This window comes from Paenibacillus sp. JJ-223 (assembly GCF_927798175.1).
GTDB lineage: Bacteria > Bacillota > Bacilli > Paenibacillales > Paenibacillaceae > Paenibacillus > Paenibacillus hubeiensis.
This window is the reverse complement of the sequence record NZ_CAKMMP010000001.1, coordinates 288512-305706: the sequence shown is the minus strand read 5'-3', so window position 1 is coordinate 305706 and position 17195 is coordinate 288512. Positions and strand designations below refer to the sequence as shown.

Below are 17195 nucleotides of genomic sequence, written 5' to 3'. Positions count from 1 at the left end.
TTATTCATGTACATCCGAATTGACAAGGCTACTTGGAAAAAGGGCTTTAAAGAAACTGCAGCGCCTATATAACTCGATATGTCACTCCGTCTTGTACCCTTTCACCACTACGGGTTAGAACCACCTTTTTACGGCAATATCCTGCGGCAAATCCTCGGGAGTCACTTCATATGTTAAAATCTTTATAAAGATCAAAAATCACCATAACTGCCGAAAACAGCTTTACGTTTGAAATCGTTACATTTATATTTGAATGTGAGAAATGTAACTACTTTGGCACCCGCCACTATCGAAGTGGGAGAATTCAGACAATACGTTGTTAAAAGGAATGTTAAACATAATGCCCACCAAAAAACATCATCGTGTTAAAGTTGCCAAATTATTCCTGCACATTGTTGTATTTGTTATTTTCCTAAGCATCCTCTTGGGAATCCGCTGGCTTTGGCTCGATACATATGCTCCTCCTTCAGATCAACCGAAAGCCGCCGGCGGAGTTTTGGATCTAAGAGGCTGGGATCTGATAAATTCAAAGCCTATCAACTTAAATGGGGACTGGGCCTTTTATTCGAATGCGCTAATCAATGAAACAGAATGGAAAGAGCTAGCGAAGCAGACCTATGTAGAAGTACCCGGGGACTGGAAAAGCGCCAATGGAGCCACATCTTCATTAGGTAACGGTACATATCGGCTCCGTATATTGCTGGATCGCCCGATTTCGGTTCCCATATCATTATGGGTACAGGCCATCCAATCTGCCGCTACGGTAGACATCAACGGTGAAACCGTAGCCAGAATGGGAATGACGGGGGAAGACGGTCAAGCCTCCTACCTCCCGAACCGCAGCTCTTTCATCGTCGATTACATGCCTGACCCTGATGCTCGTGAGCTGGATATCATCATCCGTGTCGCGAACAATGAACATCCATTTTTGGGAGGTATAGTAAAACCGATCAAGTTCGGAACACACATCGCGATCCAGAAGGAAAACGGAACCTCCGTGGACCTTCAGCTTGTCATGTTTGTTGTCTTGATGCTCCACGGCGTATATGCTTTCATCTTGTACACATTCAATCCGAAGCAGCGGTCCATTCTTGATTTCTTCTTGCTGCTGATCGCAGCCGCTTTAACCGTTGTACTATCCAACGACACCCTATTGGTTAGATGGTTTCCGATCAACTATGAATGGGAAGTCAAATTAGCCATGCTTTCGTACTCCTTGCTGTCCTATTTTATCTGGAAACTGAGCCGTAGCATTACCTCATCGAAGCCTAGAATATGGTTTACGATATTCAGTTCGTTTTTTGTCTTGTACACGGCTGTGATCTTCATCGCCCCCGTGCCTTGGGTTCATTTTCTCTCAAAGTACCGGGTGTTTAGCATATTTTACCTACTCCCCATACTGCACTCGCTTCTGTTATTCGCCAAGATGGTCATAAAACGCAAGGAAGGCTCCATATTTTTGCTTCTTTCGGCCAGCGGCGTATTAGCAAGTTCACTCTGGGGGGGGTCTATAGGGAGAAAATTTGAGCTGCCTGCTGTGTATTATCCGGTCGATGTACTTGCAGCCATTATCGGTTTTTCCGCCTACTGGTTCAAGCAGTATTTTCGTAATGTCCGCCAAATCAGCAAATTGAACGGCAAGCTGAAGATGGCGGACCAAATGAAGGATCGTTTTCTAGCCAATACGTCTCATGAATTACGGACACCGCTGCACGGAATATTGAATATTTCCATCGGTCTGGCAGAACGCGAGAAAGAAAAGCTTAGCAAGCAGAGCAACGAAGACCTGAACCTTTTGATTACGATCAGCCGCCGGATGTCGTATTTGATCAATGACTTACTGGATGCCATCCTTCTTCAGGAGAAACGAATCCAGCTGCAGACCAGCAGCGTTTCCCTCGTTTCCGTCGTCAAAGGGGTGTTCGGTTTATTAAAATATATGACCGAAGGCAAACCTGTCCGGCTGATCATGGATATTCCGGATTCGCTCCCCGTCGTTCAGGCAGATGAGAAACGGTTGAGTCAAGTTTTCATTAATTTGGTGCACAATGCGATAAAGTACACGGAGAAGGGCTCCATCACCGTATCAGCCGTTGCAAACGGCAGTACAATGACCGTCGTGGTATCCGATACAGGAGTCGGGATGGACCAAGAAACGATGCAGCGGGTATTTCTTCGATATGAACAAGGCGATCAGGGGTTAAACGAGGCGCAGGGAATCGGGCTTGGCCTGAACATCAGCAGGGAGCTCGTAGAGCTGCACGGCGGCGAACTTACCGTTTCATCCGAACCGGGAAAAGGAACGACGTTTTCCTTTACCCTGCCGCTGGCGGATACTGCTGCAGATCGCTTTGTATCGCAAACAGTGTTGCCGGTAGTCGGGGAAGATGCTTACTACGAGCTAACAGCTAGCCAAGAATTCAATAAAAATGATGATTCGATGGGAATGCCGCCAGCCTTTCTGTCGAAAAAACATCCCGTTCAGATCTTGGCTGTGGATGACGACCCTGTAAACTTGAGAATTTTGGCCGGCTTGCTCTCTGTAGAACCGTACCATTTGAGATGTACAGTTTCGGTTGCCGAAGCGCTCGAGCTTCTCGGTTCGCAATCCTGGGATCTGCTTATTACGGACGTCATGATGCCGGAAATGTCAGGCTATGACCTTACTCGCGCTGTAAGAACCCGTTATAATGCTTCAGAACTTCCTGTACTGCTGTTAACGGCTCGAAGCGAACCGGCCGATGTGTATGCCGGTTTTCAGTCCGGTGCTAACGATTATGTAACGAAGCCGGTTGATCCGGTGGAATTAAGATACCGAATCCATTCCTTGATCACATTGAAGCATACGGTCGACGACCGCATGCAAATGGAAGCTGCTTATATGCAAGCACAGATCCACCCTCACTTTTTGTTCAACACGTTAAATACGATCGTGGCGCTTAGCGACATCGATATTAAACGCATGCAGAACCTGGTGCAGTCATTCAGTTCCTACTTGCAAATCAGTTTCAGTTACGGAAATCGGGATCGGCTGGTACCGCTGCAGCAGGAGCTGGAGCTTGTGCAAGCTTACTTATACGTAGAAAAAGAGAGGCATGGAGATCGTCTTAACGTCGTATGGGAGGTTGACTCGGAAGTGAACGCCCTCATCCCTCCGCTGGCCATTCAGCCGATCGTGGAGAATGCCGTTCGGCATGGTATGATGACAAAAGTCAACGGAGGCACAGTATGGATTCGAATTGCTCGGGATACAGACTCGATATCGATTGAATTGAAAGATGACGGGCCTGGGATGGAACCTGAAATCGTCGCCCAATTGCTGAATGCTCCTCATCCGGGGGACAGAGGAATCGGAATTTACAACACGAACCGTCGACTGATGCAAACCTTTGGCAGCGGGTTGGTCATCCAAAGCGTTAAACATCAAGGTACCACCGTTTCTTTTAAAATCCCGGCCGATTCGCAGGTGATTAAGGATTCTTTCAACCCATTAAACGTTTATGACATAAACAGAAATTCAAATCGACATTGATGCAGTCTGTGAATGAATAGAAAGAAACGACCTGGATGACTTATTTACAAGTAAAGCAGCGGATTTCCATTGAGCGGAAAGCGCTGCTTTATTGTTACTTGCTCCGTAGCGGATGTGTTTATTGTAATCCGGATATCAGGACTTTAATAAAGCGATCCCAAATGACGGCAGCTTCCTTGCGCAGCAGTGAATCTTGCGACCGGTAGTTTACGACCCCCGTATTGCTAGTGGTTACATCAGGACCATAGATCCCCGCTCCCACCACAAATTTGACGGCTTCTTCAGCCCAGGGAGCAGGATGATCGGCGATCTTCGCCGAAACCTTCGGCATGTTAAAGCTTGAAGAAAGCCTCCAGAGAATCGTAGCCGCTTCTTGACGGGTAATGATACGATCCGGATGGAACATTTCATCGGAAGTGCCTGTCAATACTCCGATTTCTGCGAGTTTCTGAATCGAAGCTCCGTATTTGTGTCCTTCGATATCTTTAAAAAATGGCGGCTTTTCAGAAGGTTTTACATTGGCAAACTTCAACAATTGGTATGCAAATTCACCTCTCGTAACAGCCTCTTCCGGAAAGAAACGGGAGTCTTGCTTTTCGTTGTCGTCTTGGATGAACAGTTTGGCAGAGGTATATATAGCCTCCGAGTATGCGTCATTACCAACGTCAACGTATTTAGGAAGATCCGGGATTTTAGCAAACCATGAGTCGGGTGCAATGTAATCCAGATCGATGATTTCTCCCTCGTCATCCTTCTTGAATGCAGCTTGATTGCCCTCTTCATCGACGAATAACAGATCCCCGACGGGTTTTAACGTATGTGTTCCATTCGGACCGGAAATCGAAAGCTTTCCCGCTTGTTTCTTGATATCAAAAAACAGGAAAGGCTGCCGAAGATGGCGATATGTTCCGACAAACGCATCCAGCTCATTGGCATGGAGCGGCCACTCTTGTTCTTCCTGCTTTTCTTGGGGGAAATAATGGTCCATAAATGCAGTGAACAATTCTTCCCTTATGTCTTGACTCGCGTCACTGTTCGTAATGACAAAACCACCCACTTTTTGATCCGGCATTAACCACATCCAGGAATGATATCCGGGCAGATCCCCCCCTTTTCCAATAACCAATTGGCCATTGTAGGCGTGGCGATAAAATTTTTCGAATCCTAAAGCCATCGTGGGCACCTGCTCTTGAATGGACACCTGCGTACGCTGCATTTCCTCTGTCGTCGATGTAGAGAGGATCTCGGCATTGCCGAGCCTGCCTCCATTCAAATGGGCCAACATAAATCGAGCCATGTCGCTGCTCGTGCCAAACATTCCCCCGTCCGGGACAATAAAAGGAACGTTCGGATACTGCTCCTTGGGTTGGCCATCGGTTCCGTAACCTGTAGCCAGATTTTTTTTGATTTGTTCCGTCATGCGGAAATCACTGTTATTCATTCCTAGAGGTTCAAAAACGTGCTTCTGCACATATTCCTCAAAAGGATCACCTGCTACTTGCTGAAGAATGTATCCCTGGAGATTAAAAGCAAAGTTATCATACCGGTAACTCTCACCTGGTGTTCTTACAACGGTCGGCATGTTTTCTTGAATAAATTGTTCTAAAGACTGTTCTTCGTTATTCGATGAAATGTAATCCGTATAATCGAAGCCAGTGGTATGCGTCATTAAATGTCTCATGGTCAGGGGGCTTCCAGTCTGGTTCTTGATGGGGATTCCTTCAAGATATTGTTCTATATTTTCGTCGAGATCGATCTTCCCTTGCTCAACGAGCTGCATTACCGCAGTCGCAGTCATTACTTTCGAGATGGAGGCCATTCGAAAAATCGTCTGATCAGGATCGACCAAAGATTTCGTTTCTAAGTCGGAAAAACCGTACCCTTTGTTTAACAACACCTTGTTATCTGCAACAACTACAAAAACTGCACCGACAAGTTTTTTTTGGATATCAGGCCGGTTAAAAAATTCATCCGCAAATTGCTCCACTTCGGCCGCAGTCGACGGCCCTTGATCATGGAGGGTTTGTTCTAATCCGGACCTGTTTTCGCTCCCGGCGACGGAGTACCCAAATGCCGTCTGACCTGATATTAGTGCAGCCATCAATAAGCTTACCGTAATCAGATTAATTTTCTTTGAAGCCCGTAGGCCTCTTCTCTTTTCCATCGGATAACCTCGTTTCTAAAGGAATTGTTATTTTCACTTATATAAACCGCACTAATCAATCACACTAGGGCTCTGCGAACGCAGCACCATCTTCCGATCGCGGTTATCCCCAGATTTTTTTGGTTCCCCTTTTCTAAGGGGAAAATCCGGTGAACAGCCTATGCTTCCGATACAGCTTTCTTTCAGAAAGCTTTTTAGAACGCTTCGCTTCTCCAGATCGGTTCTGCCTCTCCGTTAACGTGTGTTTGTTTTTTGCGGTGTATATAAATATTTTATTTATTAAACCTTTATTTTCCATCCGTCTCGAGAAGGATTATACCTACGATTAAAGACGGAGCCGTTTCTCGCGGCTGCGCCCCGCTCTATTCATGCTGCATTCGTCCTAGCCGTTCGGAAGCGCCCTCACGGGAGATTTTCCCGGTTGCCCCTTCCGTACATCGCCGAAAAACCTCCGGGCATGTACCCCGAAGGTTTGTGAAGTGTTTCTCTCTTTTTGTTTCGCCGATTTACGGCACGTACCCGAAACCCAGTATCGTAAACAACCGATCCCCATGGTGATCCGCCATGGAAATTTCCACGATGCGTTCCTCCGTTTCCTCTTCATCGCAGATCAACATCGCGTGGCAGCGCGTCCAATGAACCTGATGAGGATCGGCGGTCCTCACGAATGCGCCGTTCACCCGAACGTTGGCCGTTCCAAACTCGTCGCTTCCGGAATCTTTGAAAACCATGATAAGCCGTTTGGCTCGCAAAGTCATTCGAAACGGCGCTTTGCCTGCGGAAGCCGTATGCATCCAGTTATCGGGAAATAGTGGCGTGCCGTGCGAATGATCGTCCAATTCGGTCCGCTGCAGGTCCTTATCCGTCTCACAGAAACCACCCGCATCGACCCGGGCGACTGTGCCGGCATGTTTTCGGTCGATCAGCTTCATGCCGACGAACCGGTCGCCGATGAGCGGCGGCAGGGCTTGCAGATCGTTCTCTGCATCAAGGAAGGAATGATGCGTCGTCTCGAACAGCCAGCCCAGACAGTCGGCCATGATTTGGTGCCCGGCATTGGTCGGATGATAGATATCATGGAAAAACTGCGCTTTGCCGATGACCCGGCCTTCCTCCTCGCTCCGTCCGAACTGCCCCACGACGGCATCTTTAATGCTCACCATCGGCAGATCATAATGCCATCCTAAGGGGGCGAGGCGGTCCTGAAGATTCCAGTCATTCTCGAACACGCTGAACAGCAGGATGACCGCCGGTTTGTTGTCCGCCTGCAGCGCCTGCAGCACCAGACTCTCGTAACATACGCCCCCGGTCTCGTCGTCGGCATCGTTGACCGCAAACTCCACGACGACGACATCCGGCTGGACCGTGCCTTCCCGGAGCACGTCCCGCTCGTAGCGGACGATGCCCAGCTCGGACGGAGTGCCGCCGACGCCTGCCTTGATCAGGCGAACCTTCCCTTCGTCCGCAGGTGCGAACATGGTTCGGAAGAGCTCGCAAGACCGATATGCGTAACAGTTCAGGTGCAGAGGCGCCGCCCCCGCACCATGCGTAATGGACCCGCCGATATAAGCGATCGTTACGGGTTTGCCGTCTCGAGCGTTGGCGATCGCCCGTTTTAATCGGGCATTGTTGCCCTTGTTCAGCAGCGAGGAAGCGATCATTTCCCGGTAGGCGAGGGAATCGCGGTTCAATGCCGCATGGTCTGTTGCATCCGGAATACCGATCGGATCTCGCGGCGCTTTGGGACCTTCCGATGGTTGTACCGATCCTGATGGGGGGTCAAACATGGATCATCCTTCCTTTCCTCGTCACGGGGTCATTTCACTTTGTATTCGAAATTCGAGAAATCGGCCCAGCCTCCGGCCGCCTGGGTCGAGAACATGAACAAGCCGATCCGACAGCCCATGAAATGGTCGAGCTTATAGATCATCTTGTGTGGCGTGCCCAGCTGCACCCATTCGTTTTCGTTTTCGTTTTCGTAGTAGAAGGTGCATTCGTCCACATTGTTTTCAAACTGGCCATAGGCCCTGAGCGTAACCAGGGGGCTCGCCACGGGAACTCTCGCATGCTCCGCGGCCGGCTGAGCGTCGATCAGGCTGCCGAAAATCGAGGCATCCTCCGCCTCCCGTGCCGCCATGACCAAATAAAACCGGCCTTGCTCTTTCGTGAGCCCGATGAATCCGTAAGTGCCGATCAGAAAGCATAACCCCGCATAATCCCCGTCGCTCAGGCCGCTTCCGTCCAGCGTAACCGTTGCTTCGCAGGCAGGCCCCATTGCACGCTGCGTCAGCGTATTCACCGCGAACGTCAGATTGGGGCGGATCTGCCCGGTCCGAATCCGGTACGCGCCCGGTTTCTCGGTTACGGACCAAAGTGCGTCATCGGGAGTATGGTTCCATTGCCACACGTCCTTCAGCCGCACCCGGCCATCGTCCTGTTTTTCGTAGCGAAAATCGTCGCTATCCACCAAGGGTTTGTACACATACCCCGGACGGGTGCTCGGTATGTCGATTTCCTTCGGCGCTTCCGAGGCAAAGACCGGGGTGCCGTCTTCAAAGTGCAGCGGCACCAGAACGGGAATGCGGCCGACCGCGCCATGGTCCTGAAACAGCATCGCATACCAATCGCCGTCCGGGGTATCCACGATGCCTCCCTGCGCGATGCCTGAATTGAAATACCCCATGTCGTCGTTGAATACGTCCCCGCCGGCAAACTCCCCGTTCAGGTCATCGGCTATGTAACACGCCTGCGTCCTGCGTCCTGTCGCCTTGGTCAAATGAATGAGAAACACGTAATACCGGCCGCCGATTTTGTAAAAATGCGCTCCTTCATAGCCCAGATGATAAGGCTGACGGTCTTCGACGATGATGCGGTCCAATCCGCCAGGCTTCGGTCCGGACAAGTCCGCGTTCAGCTCGGTCAGGCGGATCTTGGCATTGCCGTACACCAGATAAGCCTTGTCGTCTTCATCAAAGAACAATGAACAGTCATGATAAAAACCGTCGATATGGCGTTTGCTCCAGGGTCCCGTCACCGACGCCGCCGTGTATAAATACGTTTTGCCCGTGTCGTTCGCCACGAAAACGACGTAAAACGTGCCTTTGTGGTAACGGAGCGAGGCAGCCCACATCCCTTTCCCGTAAATGTGCCTGCCGTCCTCCAGCCGCTGGGCAGGCGTATCGTCAAGCCTGTCGTACACATGGGTGGCCACTTCCCAGTTGATCAAGTCGTACGAACGAAGAATGACGCAGCCCGGCATCATGTGCATCGTCGTGCTGACCATATAATAGGTGTCCTCCACCCGGATCACGTCCAAGTCCGGATAGTCGGCCCATAGAATCGGATTTACATGCATATTACACTTTGCTCCCTTCCTTCGATGCTTCAATGTGATTTCAGCCGAAAGATGACGGCGCTTTCACTTCCGGCATAGTTTTCTGTTATGATGGATGCATGTCCAGTTTATTGATCAATTCACATACCGAATCAAGGATCGGGATGAATAACGAATTTAGGACTCCTTTGTCTCACTTGCTTTAATCCAAGCATATCCATTAAATAGTATAGAGCAGAATACGCTTCCAAAGAATGATCTATGCTTACAAAAAATTGATCTATCCTGCGATAGGAGGAAACGATGACAACGATTTTCTACGCCGGCTATGATGCCGCCCATCCGTCCGATTTCGTCTACGACATTCCGAAAGGGCATGATTTCTGGCTGCTGATCCATGCGCACACGCCGGCCGAGTTTTGGGTGAACGGCGAAATCAAGGCCTATCCTGCCCACTGCGCCGTGCTCTATCCGCCCCACCGGAAAATTTTGTACCGCGCCTGTTCGGAACGATACGTCAATGATTGGGTTCGCTTTGATTCCCGCGAGCCTTATGTACTGGAAACGACGCTGCCGCTCGGCGTGCCGATTCCGCTGAAAGATCCGGCATACTGCCATCAGCTGTTCCAGCTGCTGGTGACCGAGCATTTCCTCGAAAGCGATTATCACGAGCTGTCGATCGATTACCTGTTCCGGATCTTGTTCAACAAACTGCTCGAAGCCTCGCAGTCCAACGAATCTACGCCGCATTACCAGAACCTGCTGGACTTGCGGAAGGCGATTCATAACCAACCCGGCCGAGATTGGTCGGTAGCCGAAATGGCCAGACAAGTCCATCTTAGCCCAGGCTACCTGCAATCGTTATACAGGGCCACATTCGGCCTTTCCTGCATGGACGACGTCATTCAATCCCGAATTCGATTGGCGAAGGAACGGCTCGTTCACGGTCATTCCCGCATATCGGACATCAGCGAGCTCTGCGGTTACCGGAACGTCGAGCATTTCTCCAGGCAATTCAGGAAACTGGCGGGCTGCACGCCTCGCGCCTACCGCCGTTCCGCTCATGCCGGTTTGGCCGAGACGACAAGCAAATCATTATAAATGCAAAAAAGTCGCTATAGTAGCGACTTAAATGACTTGAATATGGTAGTATCGTGTATCATCTTTGGCATTTAAAATACCACTTGCGGTTTATCGATTGGAACGGTCCGGATCCGATACTCTTTTTCGCATGCCGGCTAATCCAAACAATCCTAACAAGCCGAGCCAGCCCCAATCGATACCTCTGTTGTTGTCGGTGGTTGTAGCTGAGTTCGCTCTGACGTTGTTCGTATTATACCTTGCATCATGGGTATACACGGTATTTTGGTCATTCACTGTAGCCGTAGCAATTTGTGTTGCTTCTTGAGCAGATACCGGAAGTGCCAAAGCGAAAACAAAAAGAAATGTTGCAATAACAGCCGTTACTTTTTTCTTCAAGGTTAGCCCTCCTTATTGGTTATGGTTTTAGCATCTCCAACATGCCGATTCATATTCTTCATCATTTTTCCATCGTTTTATACATCGACGTTGCACGCATAAGGTGCATGATAAAGCAACATTTTTCAACGGTTTACGCGTTCAAATCATGCAAGCCGGGACTGTGCTCATTAGGAAGCTCCGGCATTTGTGGAAGCGGAAACCCCTGCGGAGGATCGGTCACACGAAGCTGTCCGCCATTTCGGCTTGGGGTTTGTCCATCGAATATTTCCGCAATGCGGGTCTGATCCAAGCGGAAGTTGAACTGGGCATTGTGAAAGCCGAGATCTACATACTTCCGGCATTCCGGATATTTGTTAATATCGTAATTGGGTACGGGGAACAGCTTGCCCCACTGAACGCCTAACGTCTCCAGCGCTTTTGCGAATGCATTCTGGTGCGCATTATCGCGAACGATGAGAAAAGCCAACGTTTCCCGGAACGCTTTATTGGTGCTCATTTCATAAATTCGCGATTTCTGAAGAACCCCCGTGGATTCCAACACCACGTTATCCAGCAGGTTGCTTACGAGGTTACCGTGATCATATACATAGTTCCCCAGCCAAGGATTGCCTGCAGCATCCACAGGCAGCGAGCTTTGGGCCCCCATAATGTAATGATGAGGATTGGCATGTTTAATCGCTTCGTCCAGCGGAGCGCCGTCAACGCCTGCATTGCCTGCACCCTCGGCACCTGCCCCGGTCAACAATTGATTGATCGTTTGTTGAACCAGTTCGACATGGCTTAGTTCCTCGAGAAAGATGCCGCGGATCAAATCCCGGAACTGCGTTGCTTTGCCCCGGAAATTGCTGCTTTGGAAGAAAAATTGCATCATGGTACGCATTTCCCCGAATTGCCCGCCAAGCGTTTCTTGCAGCACTTTCGCCGCTGCCGGATCAGGCTTGTCCGGGACAATCATGTTAATGAGATCTTCACGATAAAAAAACATGCTTTTCCTCCATTCAAGTGAATTACCGCTTTAGCTTCCGGCTGCATTTGTGATTTTATGTGAAATGGAGCCTAACCAATGTTTGGTTGTACGTGCATAGATCTCAAGATGATGGAAAGCATAAATCCGTAAAAAATCCGAGGAGGAATAATAAGATGGGTATTTTGAGCGGCAATCCGAAAAATGAACCGATGCATTACGGGGAGATTTTCAGCATATGGCAATGTTCCGTGGCAGCCAAGGGAGCGGTATCCTGTTATCAGGCCTATCTGAATCATGCCGGTGATCAGGATTTGAAAAAGATTTTGGATACTTTATTGGACCAAGCAAAACTGGAGATCAAAGAATGTGACACCTTGCTGACCGAAAACGGAATTGCTCCTGCTCCCGTTTTGCCGGAAAGGCCCCCTGTGAAATGGGAAGATATTCCGGTTGGAGCGAGATTCACGGATCCTGAAATAGCGGCAAAGATTGCAGCCGATAACGCATTAGGGTTGGTTGCGGCCAGCCAAGGCATGGGTCAATCCATCCGAGAGGACATCGGGGCATTGTTCGCCAAATATCATGTCACTAAAACGGCATTGGGCGTAAAGATTCTGCAAATGAATAAAGAAAAAGGGTGGCTTGTGCCACCACCTCTTCAAGTTAAACGACCTGATTCTGATGAAAAATAGGTTTCAATTCATGGTTCTCCAGCAGGATTTCGGTGGAACCGATGATATTCCGAAAGGCATTGTTTAAATGTCAGGAATAGGGGCCATACTTGTATGGACCCTCCCCCACAAGCATGGGCGATGAAGGCTCTACCGGCATGAAGCCAGTAGAGCCTTTTAGTTTGGTCACGACATCCGGGTCGGATTCCCTGCATATTGAAATCAACTCTTCAATAAAGCTGCGGCAGCTTGTCTAGCGTGATCGCATAGTCGCAGTGATACGCGCTGCGCAGCTCTTCATTGGTCGTGAACTTTTCCGTTCTGGCAAAATCCTGAGACCAAGTCATAAACCACAGCCACGGAATACGCGAGGCGGATAAGTCTCTGATACTCGGAATCGGACCGATCTCTCCGATCGCGGCAAGTTTTGGGGTTGGTGTAATGCCAACCAGTTCCTCGTATTCCTTGCGCAAATCGGTATGTTGGTGAGCCGGGGGATACATATCTCTCGAAATGATGTCAACCACGTCATCTCCAACATAACCTTCGGCCAACGGTGAGTTCCACACCCAAATCAAATTCGTCAGCGCATGATGATTCGTATACCTTTCATACATGATCCGGTATAACTGTTTCGCAATGGTTGGACCTTGGCTCCCCCACCAGAACCAGGTTCCTTCCGATTCATGAAAGGGTCTCCACAAGATCGGAATGCGTTTGTCGCAAAATTCCCGCAGAATTTCGGCCATGTGGTCCATATCGGACAGCAAGGCTTTGTATTCCGGCGTCCCTTCCACGATCGCTTTCTTCACGTTAAAGTCCGTATGTTCCGTATAGAAGCTTTTATCCCGCCCGCGAAGTGGAGAAAACCAATGCCATGTGAACGTAAGCAAGCCTTTGTTATTCTGCACCCATTCCCAAGCTTTTTGCAGCGTATCCTGATTTTCGGAAACTTCCAGCAAACAGTCTTCGCCACTGTCTTCATAATTGATGTTCGGAGAATAACCCAGAAGTTCGAATCCGCATAGCGCTGGCAGCTTTCCCGTTACTTGATGGATATAGTCCAATTCCTCTTGCGCCATCGTTTGTGTGTGCTGTCCAGTAATGATGCCTTTCCCCTGGATCTCGCTGAAATAGTTCAGTACGGACCTTACTTCATCCGAAGCTTTAGGATTGCAAGGTATCGATTTCATATTGTCCTGCCTTTCTGTCGATCATATATCGAGTGCTTATTGACCACTCCACAGCTTAACGCGGTCTTTGACGTATTGGCCAAAAGCCTCTTCCATTTCTTCTACACCTGCTTTGTCCAGCTCCGCCATGTACTCGTCCCAGACTTTATCGAAGTTTTCCGGTTTGGCCATAACGGCTTCCGGAATTCGTTTCCATGTGATATCCTTCATTTTGGCCATAAGAATGGTCGCCTTGCTATCGCTTGGCAGAGCAATATTGTACACTGCGCCGGCTTTTCTTTCAGGAAACTCTTCTTCTTTCGGGAAAAGATCTCTCCAGTGCTCGACGTTGTACGCAGCCAAGGCTTCTTTTTCGGGTGCGCTGTACGTAGCAGTCAGGAGATCACTGTTGGTTTTCGTAAAGTAATTTCCAGTAGAATCCTTGATTCCGTCGCCATAATGAACCGAAAGGTTCCAATACAGGCCGAGGCCCGATTCCTTCATGTAAGCACTGCCTTCTTGATCCATCTTTTCTTGCACGTCCTGCGGTACGACTCTTTTTCCATCCTGAACGATGTAATCTTGTCCTTCGATCCCCCAGTTCATAAGGATCTGTCCCTCTTCCGAAGCAAGATAGTCGAGAAATTTTATGGCGGCTACGGGATCCTTGCATTCGCTGGAAATCGCTATGCCGTATCCTCCGTCAAAACCGGCTGACCAAAAGTTGGTATCCTTATACTCCTTGGACAACGTTACCGGATAATGGCCGTAGGTTTGATCGAATTTACCGGCAGCCTTCAGAGCCTGCTGCGCATCACCATAGTCCCATGCGGGGTCGATCAGTCCAAGCACCCGCCCGGACGAAACTTTGGATTTGAACTGGTCCGTCTTTTGAACAAAGCTTTCTTTATCCAGCAAACCTATATCGTTCATGTGGTTCAGCCAACGGAAATATTCCCGTTCCTCCGGACGCCGGAAATGGTAGGTGACATCGAATGTTTCCTGATCCACATAGTACTCGCCGTCATCTGGCGCGCCTGTCGTGAAGAATCCCATGTTCGTTACTTGATACATATGCCAATCGTCCGCGTTAATGGTCAATCCGATATTTTTATTGCCGTTTTCATCGGTTGGATGTTTGGCCAAATAGTCCGTAATCACCTTTTCGTAGTCCTTCACCGTACGAATTTCGGGATAGCCTGCTTCTTTGACGACGCGATGCTGAAGCTGGAAGCCGCCGTCGGCTTTGAATTTTCGCTCATCGACCGCAGACCAGGTCGGAATGGCATAAATGGCCTGATCTTCCAAACTGTATTTGGCGCGAACAAGCTTGTCGCCCAGCATTTTTTTAATATTAGGAGCATGCTCCTCAATGAGGTCCGTCAGGTCAAGGACTGCACCGACATCCACCAGCTTGCCGAGGTCCGCTTTGGCGGCAATGAGATCAGGAACTTCACCGGTGGCAGCCATGATGGATACCTTTTGCACAGGGTCACCTACCGCGAATTCGGCATCCAGCACGACGCCGGTTTTCTCCGTGATGACCTTGCCTATACGGTCCTGCATATTATTCCAGTTCGGACTTCCGTCCTCGGAAAAATAAGTAAGGGTAATTGGCCCCGTGCCGTTTCCGCCCTTGGCGGATTCCCCATCCCCACTTCCTGAACAGGCTGCGAGCTGACTAAGCAAAAGACCAGCCGCCAGCAGTGAAACCGCTGTTTTTCGGGTACGCTTTTTCATAAAAACAAACACTCCCCATTTTAAATTAAACGAAGTTATACAGGTCAACAGGATACCGCGATGATCCAAGGGCATGCTCCCGCTCGCCCGATCAGCTCTTGACGGCACCCAGCGTCATGCCTTTCACGAAGTACTTCTGCAAGAAAGGATAAACGATGAGAATCGGAACCGTAGCTATGATGGTAATCGCCATTTTGACGGAGTCCGGAGATACTTGGGTTACCAGTTGAGACATGTTCTCCCCGCGGACGTCGTTAGCGTTGGTCGTCGTGCTCTGAAGCACTTTCATCAGCTCATACTGCAGCGTCGTCAGAGAGTCATTGGAACCATTATAAAGGTACGTATCGAACCATGAATTCCATTGTCCCACAGCGAGGAACAACGCCACCGTTGCGAGAGCAGGCTTGGTAAGCGGGAGAATGACACGCCAGTAAATGGTGAAATCGTTCGCCCCGTCAAGCTTGGCTGATTCTTGCAGAGCATAAGGAATGCCATCGATGAACGAACGGATGATAAAGATGTTGAAGGCGCTTACGAGTCCAGGCAAAATATAAACAGCGAACGTATTGATCAGATCCAGGTTTTTGATCAGAATAAAGCCCGGAATCAAGCCGCCGGATACATACATTGTGATCGCCAGAAATACGGATACAAAACGCCGTCCCTGAAATTCCTTGCGCGCCAGTGTATAAGCAACCATCGATCCGCTGACAAGACCTGCCAGCGTACCTATGACCGTTCGAAGCACCGAGATTTTAAATCCGGTGATCAACCCGTCGTAACTAAAGATGAGCTTATAATTTTCCAGAGTGAATTGTCTAGGGAAAATCGATATTCCACCCCGAACGGTATCTACGGAATCGTTAAAGGAAATAGCGAGCACGTTGAGAAACGGATATAGCGTCGCGATTGTAACGATTCCAATAAACACGTAGACAAAGGTATCAAAAATCCAGTCTTGGGGGGATTTGGCGGCAATCTTCGGTCGTTTGGGTTTGATGGAAGATGCTGTCGGCCCGGATGCGTCCATGTCTGTTCCTCCTCCTTACATAATGCTTTCGTTAGCGAATTTTTTGAAGATCCCATTCACGACGAACAGCAAAATCACGCTGATGACCGAATTGAAAATACTGATTGCGGTACCGAAAGAATATCTCCCCATGGATAAACCGTAATTCAAAGCATACAAATCCAATACTTCGGAATAGTCGCCAACCATATGGTTGCCGAGCAGGAACTGCTTTTCGAATCCGATACTCACAAGATGGCCGATCGACATAATAAAAAGCACGATGATCGTTGGCCTGATGCCCGGGAGCGTGATATGCCATATTTGTCTCAGACGGCTGGCACCGTCGACTTTCGCCGCCTCATACAGCTCAGGGCCGATTCCGGAAATGGCCGCCAAATAGATAATGGCATTCCAGCCTGTCTCCTTCCAAACGTCGGCTCCGGTCACGATTCCCCAAAACAGCTCTCCCTTCGCCATAAACTGAATCGGCTGGTCAATCAAATGCAGTCCAAGGAGCAAATCGTTGACCGCGCCACCGTCGGTCGACAGCATTTTGATGACGATGCCTGCGGCGACGACCCAAGACACGAAGTGAGGCAGGTAAGATACGGTCTGCACAAAACGTTTCATCACCTGAGCACGTACCTCGTTTAGAAGCACTGCGAACAATACGGGAAACACGAAACCGGCCACAAGCCCCATCAAGCTCATGGCAAGCGTATTCCTTAACACCAGGTAGAAGTGCTCGTCTTGGAACAGCGCTTGGAAATGTTCAAATCCGACCCATTTCTGATCGAAAAATCCTTTGCCGGGTCTGTAGTTTTGAAATGCCATCGTCCAGCCCCACAGGGGCAAGTACTGAAATATGAACACCCAAATTACAAACGGAAATGACATCAAATAGAGATACTTCTGGTTCTTAAACACTTTCCACTTTTGCGAATGCTTGTGTTTCCGTGTGCGAATGCTTTTCTTTTCTGTTATCGCTTTCATTTCATCCCCCCCTTTCCTCTCTCATCATAAAACAATGATGTTCATGGCGACATATCGGAGATTTATTATGAATTCATTCAAAAATCTTCGATCCTTTCAGAAAATTCAATCTTGTTTTCAATCGTTGT

12 protein-coding genes are annotated in these 17195 nt (G+C 49.1%); 3 read left to right on the top strand and 9 right to left on the bottom strand.

Translation table 11 applies throughout. The annotated features are described in order from the left end of the window. Positions 1–340: 340 nt before the first annotated feature. Entirely contained in the window at positions 341–3532 is a 3192-nt protein-coding gene (locus L6H98_RS01250; protein ID WP_236412305.1) for an ATP-binding protein, read from the top strand. Positions 3533–3650: 118 nt separating this feature from the next. Here the strand turns inward: L6H98_RS01250 and L6H98_RS01245 are convergent, their stop codons facing one another. From L6H98_RS01245 to L6H98_RS01235, 3 genes are all read right to left on the bottom strand, one after another. Further along, positions 3651–5696 (bottom strand): serine hydrolase, encoded by a 2046-nt coding sequence (locus tag L6H98_RS01245; RefSeq protein ID WP_236412304.1) that lies wholly within the window; start codon positions 5694–5696, stop codon positions 3651–3653. A gap of 506 nt (positions 5697–6202) precedes the next feature. Further along, positions 6203–7483, bottom strand: a complete 1281-nt coding sequence (locus tag L6H98_RS01240) for an SGNH/GDSL hydrolase family protein (protein WP_236412303.1) — start codon at positions 7481–7483, stop codon at positions 6203–6205. Between the two features lie 29 nt (positions 7484–7512). Further along, on the bottom strand, positions 7513–9051 hold the full coding sequence (locus L6H98_RS01235) for a glycoside hydrolase 43 family protein (protein WP_236412302.1): 1539 nt from the start codon (positions 9049–9051) through the stop codon (positions 7513–7515). 282 nt (positions 9052–9333) lie between these two features. Here L6H98_RS01235 and L6H98_RS01230 point away from each other — a divergent pair, with 282 nt between their 5' ends. Next, entirely contained in the window at positions 9334–10131 is a 798-nt protein-coding gene (locus tag L6H98_RS01230; protein ID WP_236412301.1) for an AraC family transcriptional regulator, read from the top strand. Between the two features lie 90 nt (positions 10132–10221). On the opposite strand, the gene L6H98_RS01225 is transcribed toward L6H98_RS01230, so the two are convergent. Beyond that, the gene (locus L6H98_RS01225; RefSeq protein WP_236412300.1) at positions 10222–10509 is read right to left on the bottom strand and encodes a WGxxGxxG family protein; all 288 of its coding nucleotides are present in this window, start codon (positions 10507–10509) and stop codon (positions 10222–10224) included. A gap of 133 nt (positions 10510–10642) precedes the next feature. Continuing rightward, complete coding sequence (locus tag L6H98_RS01220; protein WP_236412297.1) at positions 10643–11497, bottom strand: manganese catalase family protein; 855 nt, start codon at positions 11495–11497, stop codon at positions 10643–10645. 155 nt (positions 11498–11652) lie between these two features. On the opposite strand from L6H98_RS01220, the gene L6H98_RS01215 reads away from it, so the two are divergent. Continuing rightward, a complete protein-coding gene (locus L6H98_RS01215) occupies positions 11653–12171 on the top strand; it encodes a DUF3231 family protein (RefSeq protein ID WP_236412925.1) in 519 nt (172 codons plus the stop codon). A gap of 209 nt (positions 12172–12380) precedes the next feature. Here the strand turns inward: L6H98_RS01215 and L6H98_RS01210 are convergent, their stop codons facing one another. The 4 genes from L6H98_RS01210 to L6H98_RS01195 all read right to left on the bottom strand — a co-directional run bounded on the left by L6H98_RS01210 (position 12381) and on the right by L6H98_RS01195 (position 17067). Continuing rightward, positions 12381–13343: a glycosyl hydrolase gene (locus L6H98_RS01210; RefSeq protein ID WP_236412296.1), complete on the bottom strand. Its 963-nt coding sequence runs from the start codon at positions 13341–13343 to the stop codon at positions 12381–12383. Between the two features lie 36 nt (positions 13344–13379). After that, positions 13380–15062 (bottom strand): ABC transporter substrate-binding protein, encoded by a 1683-nt coding sequence (locus tag L6H98_RS01205; RefSeq protein ID WP_236412295.1) that lies wholly within the window; start codon positions 15060–15062, stop codon positions 13380–13382. Between the two features lie 91 nt (positions 15063–15153). Then, on the bottom strand, positions 15154–16092 hold the full coding sequence (locus tag L6H98_RS01200; RefSeq protein ID WP_236412294.1) for a carbohydrate ABC transporter permease: 939 nt from the start codon (positions 16090–16092) through the stop codon (positions 15154–15156). Between the two features lie 15 nt (positions 16093–16107). Beyond that, on the bottom strand, positions 16108–17067 hold the full coding sequence (locus L6H98_RS01195; RefSeq protein WP_236412293.1) for a sugar ABC transporter permease: 960 nt from the start codon (positions 17065–17067) through the stop codon (positions 16108–16110). Positions 17068–17195 lie beyond the last annotated feature (128 nt).

What these genes read in the sequence shown, in the direction of transcription:
- L6H98_RS01240 (WP_236412303.1), bottom strand. Translation starts at nt 7,483, where the DNA reads ATGTTTGACCCCCCATCAGGATCGGTACAACCATCGGAAGGTCCCAAA.
- L6H98_RS01200 (WP_236412294.1), bottom strand. Translation starts at nt 16,092, where the DNA reads ATGGACGCATCCGGGCCGACAGCATCTTCCATCAAACCCAAACGACCG.
- L6H98_RS01235 (WP_236412302.1), bottom strand. Translation starts at nt 9,051, where the DNA reads ATGCATGTAAATCCGATTCTATGGGCCGACTATCCGGACTTGGACGTG.
- L6H98_RS01230 (WP_236412301.1), top strand. Translation starts at nt 9,334, where the DNA reads ATGACAACGATTTTCTACGCCGGCTATGATGCCGCCCATCCGTCCGAT.
- L6H98_RS01205 (WP_236412295.1), bottom strand. Translation starts at nt 15,062, where the DNA reads ATGAAAAAGCGTACCCGAAAAACAGCGGTTTCACTGCTGGCGGCTGGT.
- L6H98_RS01250 (WP_236412305.1), top strand. Translation starts at nt 341, where the DNA reads ATGCCCACCAAAAAACATCATCGTGTTAAAGTTGCCAAATTATTCCTG.
- L6H98_RS01245 (WP_236412304.1), bottom strand. Translation starts at nt 5,696, where the DNA reads ATGGAAAAGAGAAGAGGCCTACGGGCTTCAAAGAAAATTAATCTGATT.
- L6H98_RS01215 (WP_236412925.1), top strand. Translation starts at nt 11,653, where the DNA reads ATGGGTATTTTGAGCGGCAATCCGAAAAATGAACCGATGCATTACGGG.
- L6H98_RS01210 (WP_236412296.1), bottom strand. Translation starts at nt 13,343, where the DNA reads ATGAAATCGATACCTTGCAATCCTAAAGCTTCGGATGAAGTAAGGTCC.
- L6H98_RS01220 (WP_236412297.1), bottom strand. Translation starts at nt 11,497, where the DNA reads ATGTTTTTTTATCGTGAAGATCTCATTAACATGATTGTCCCGGACAAG.
- L6H98_RS01195 (WP_236412293.1), bottom strand. Translation starts at nt 17,067, where the DNA reads ATGAAAGCGATAACAGAAAAGAAAAGCATTCGCACACGGAAACACAAG.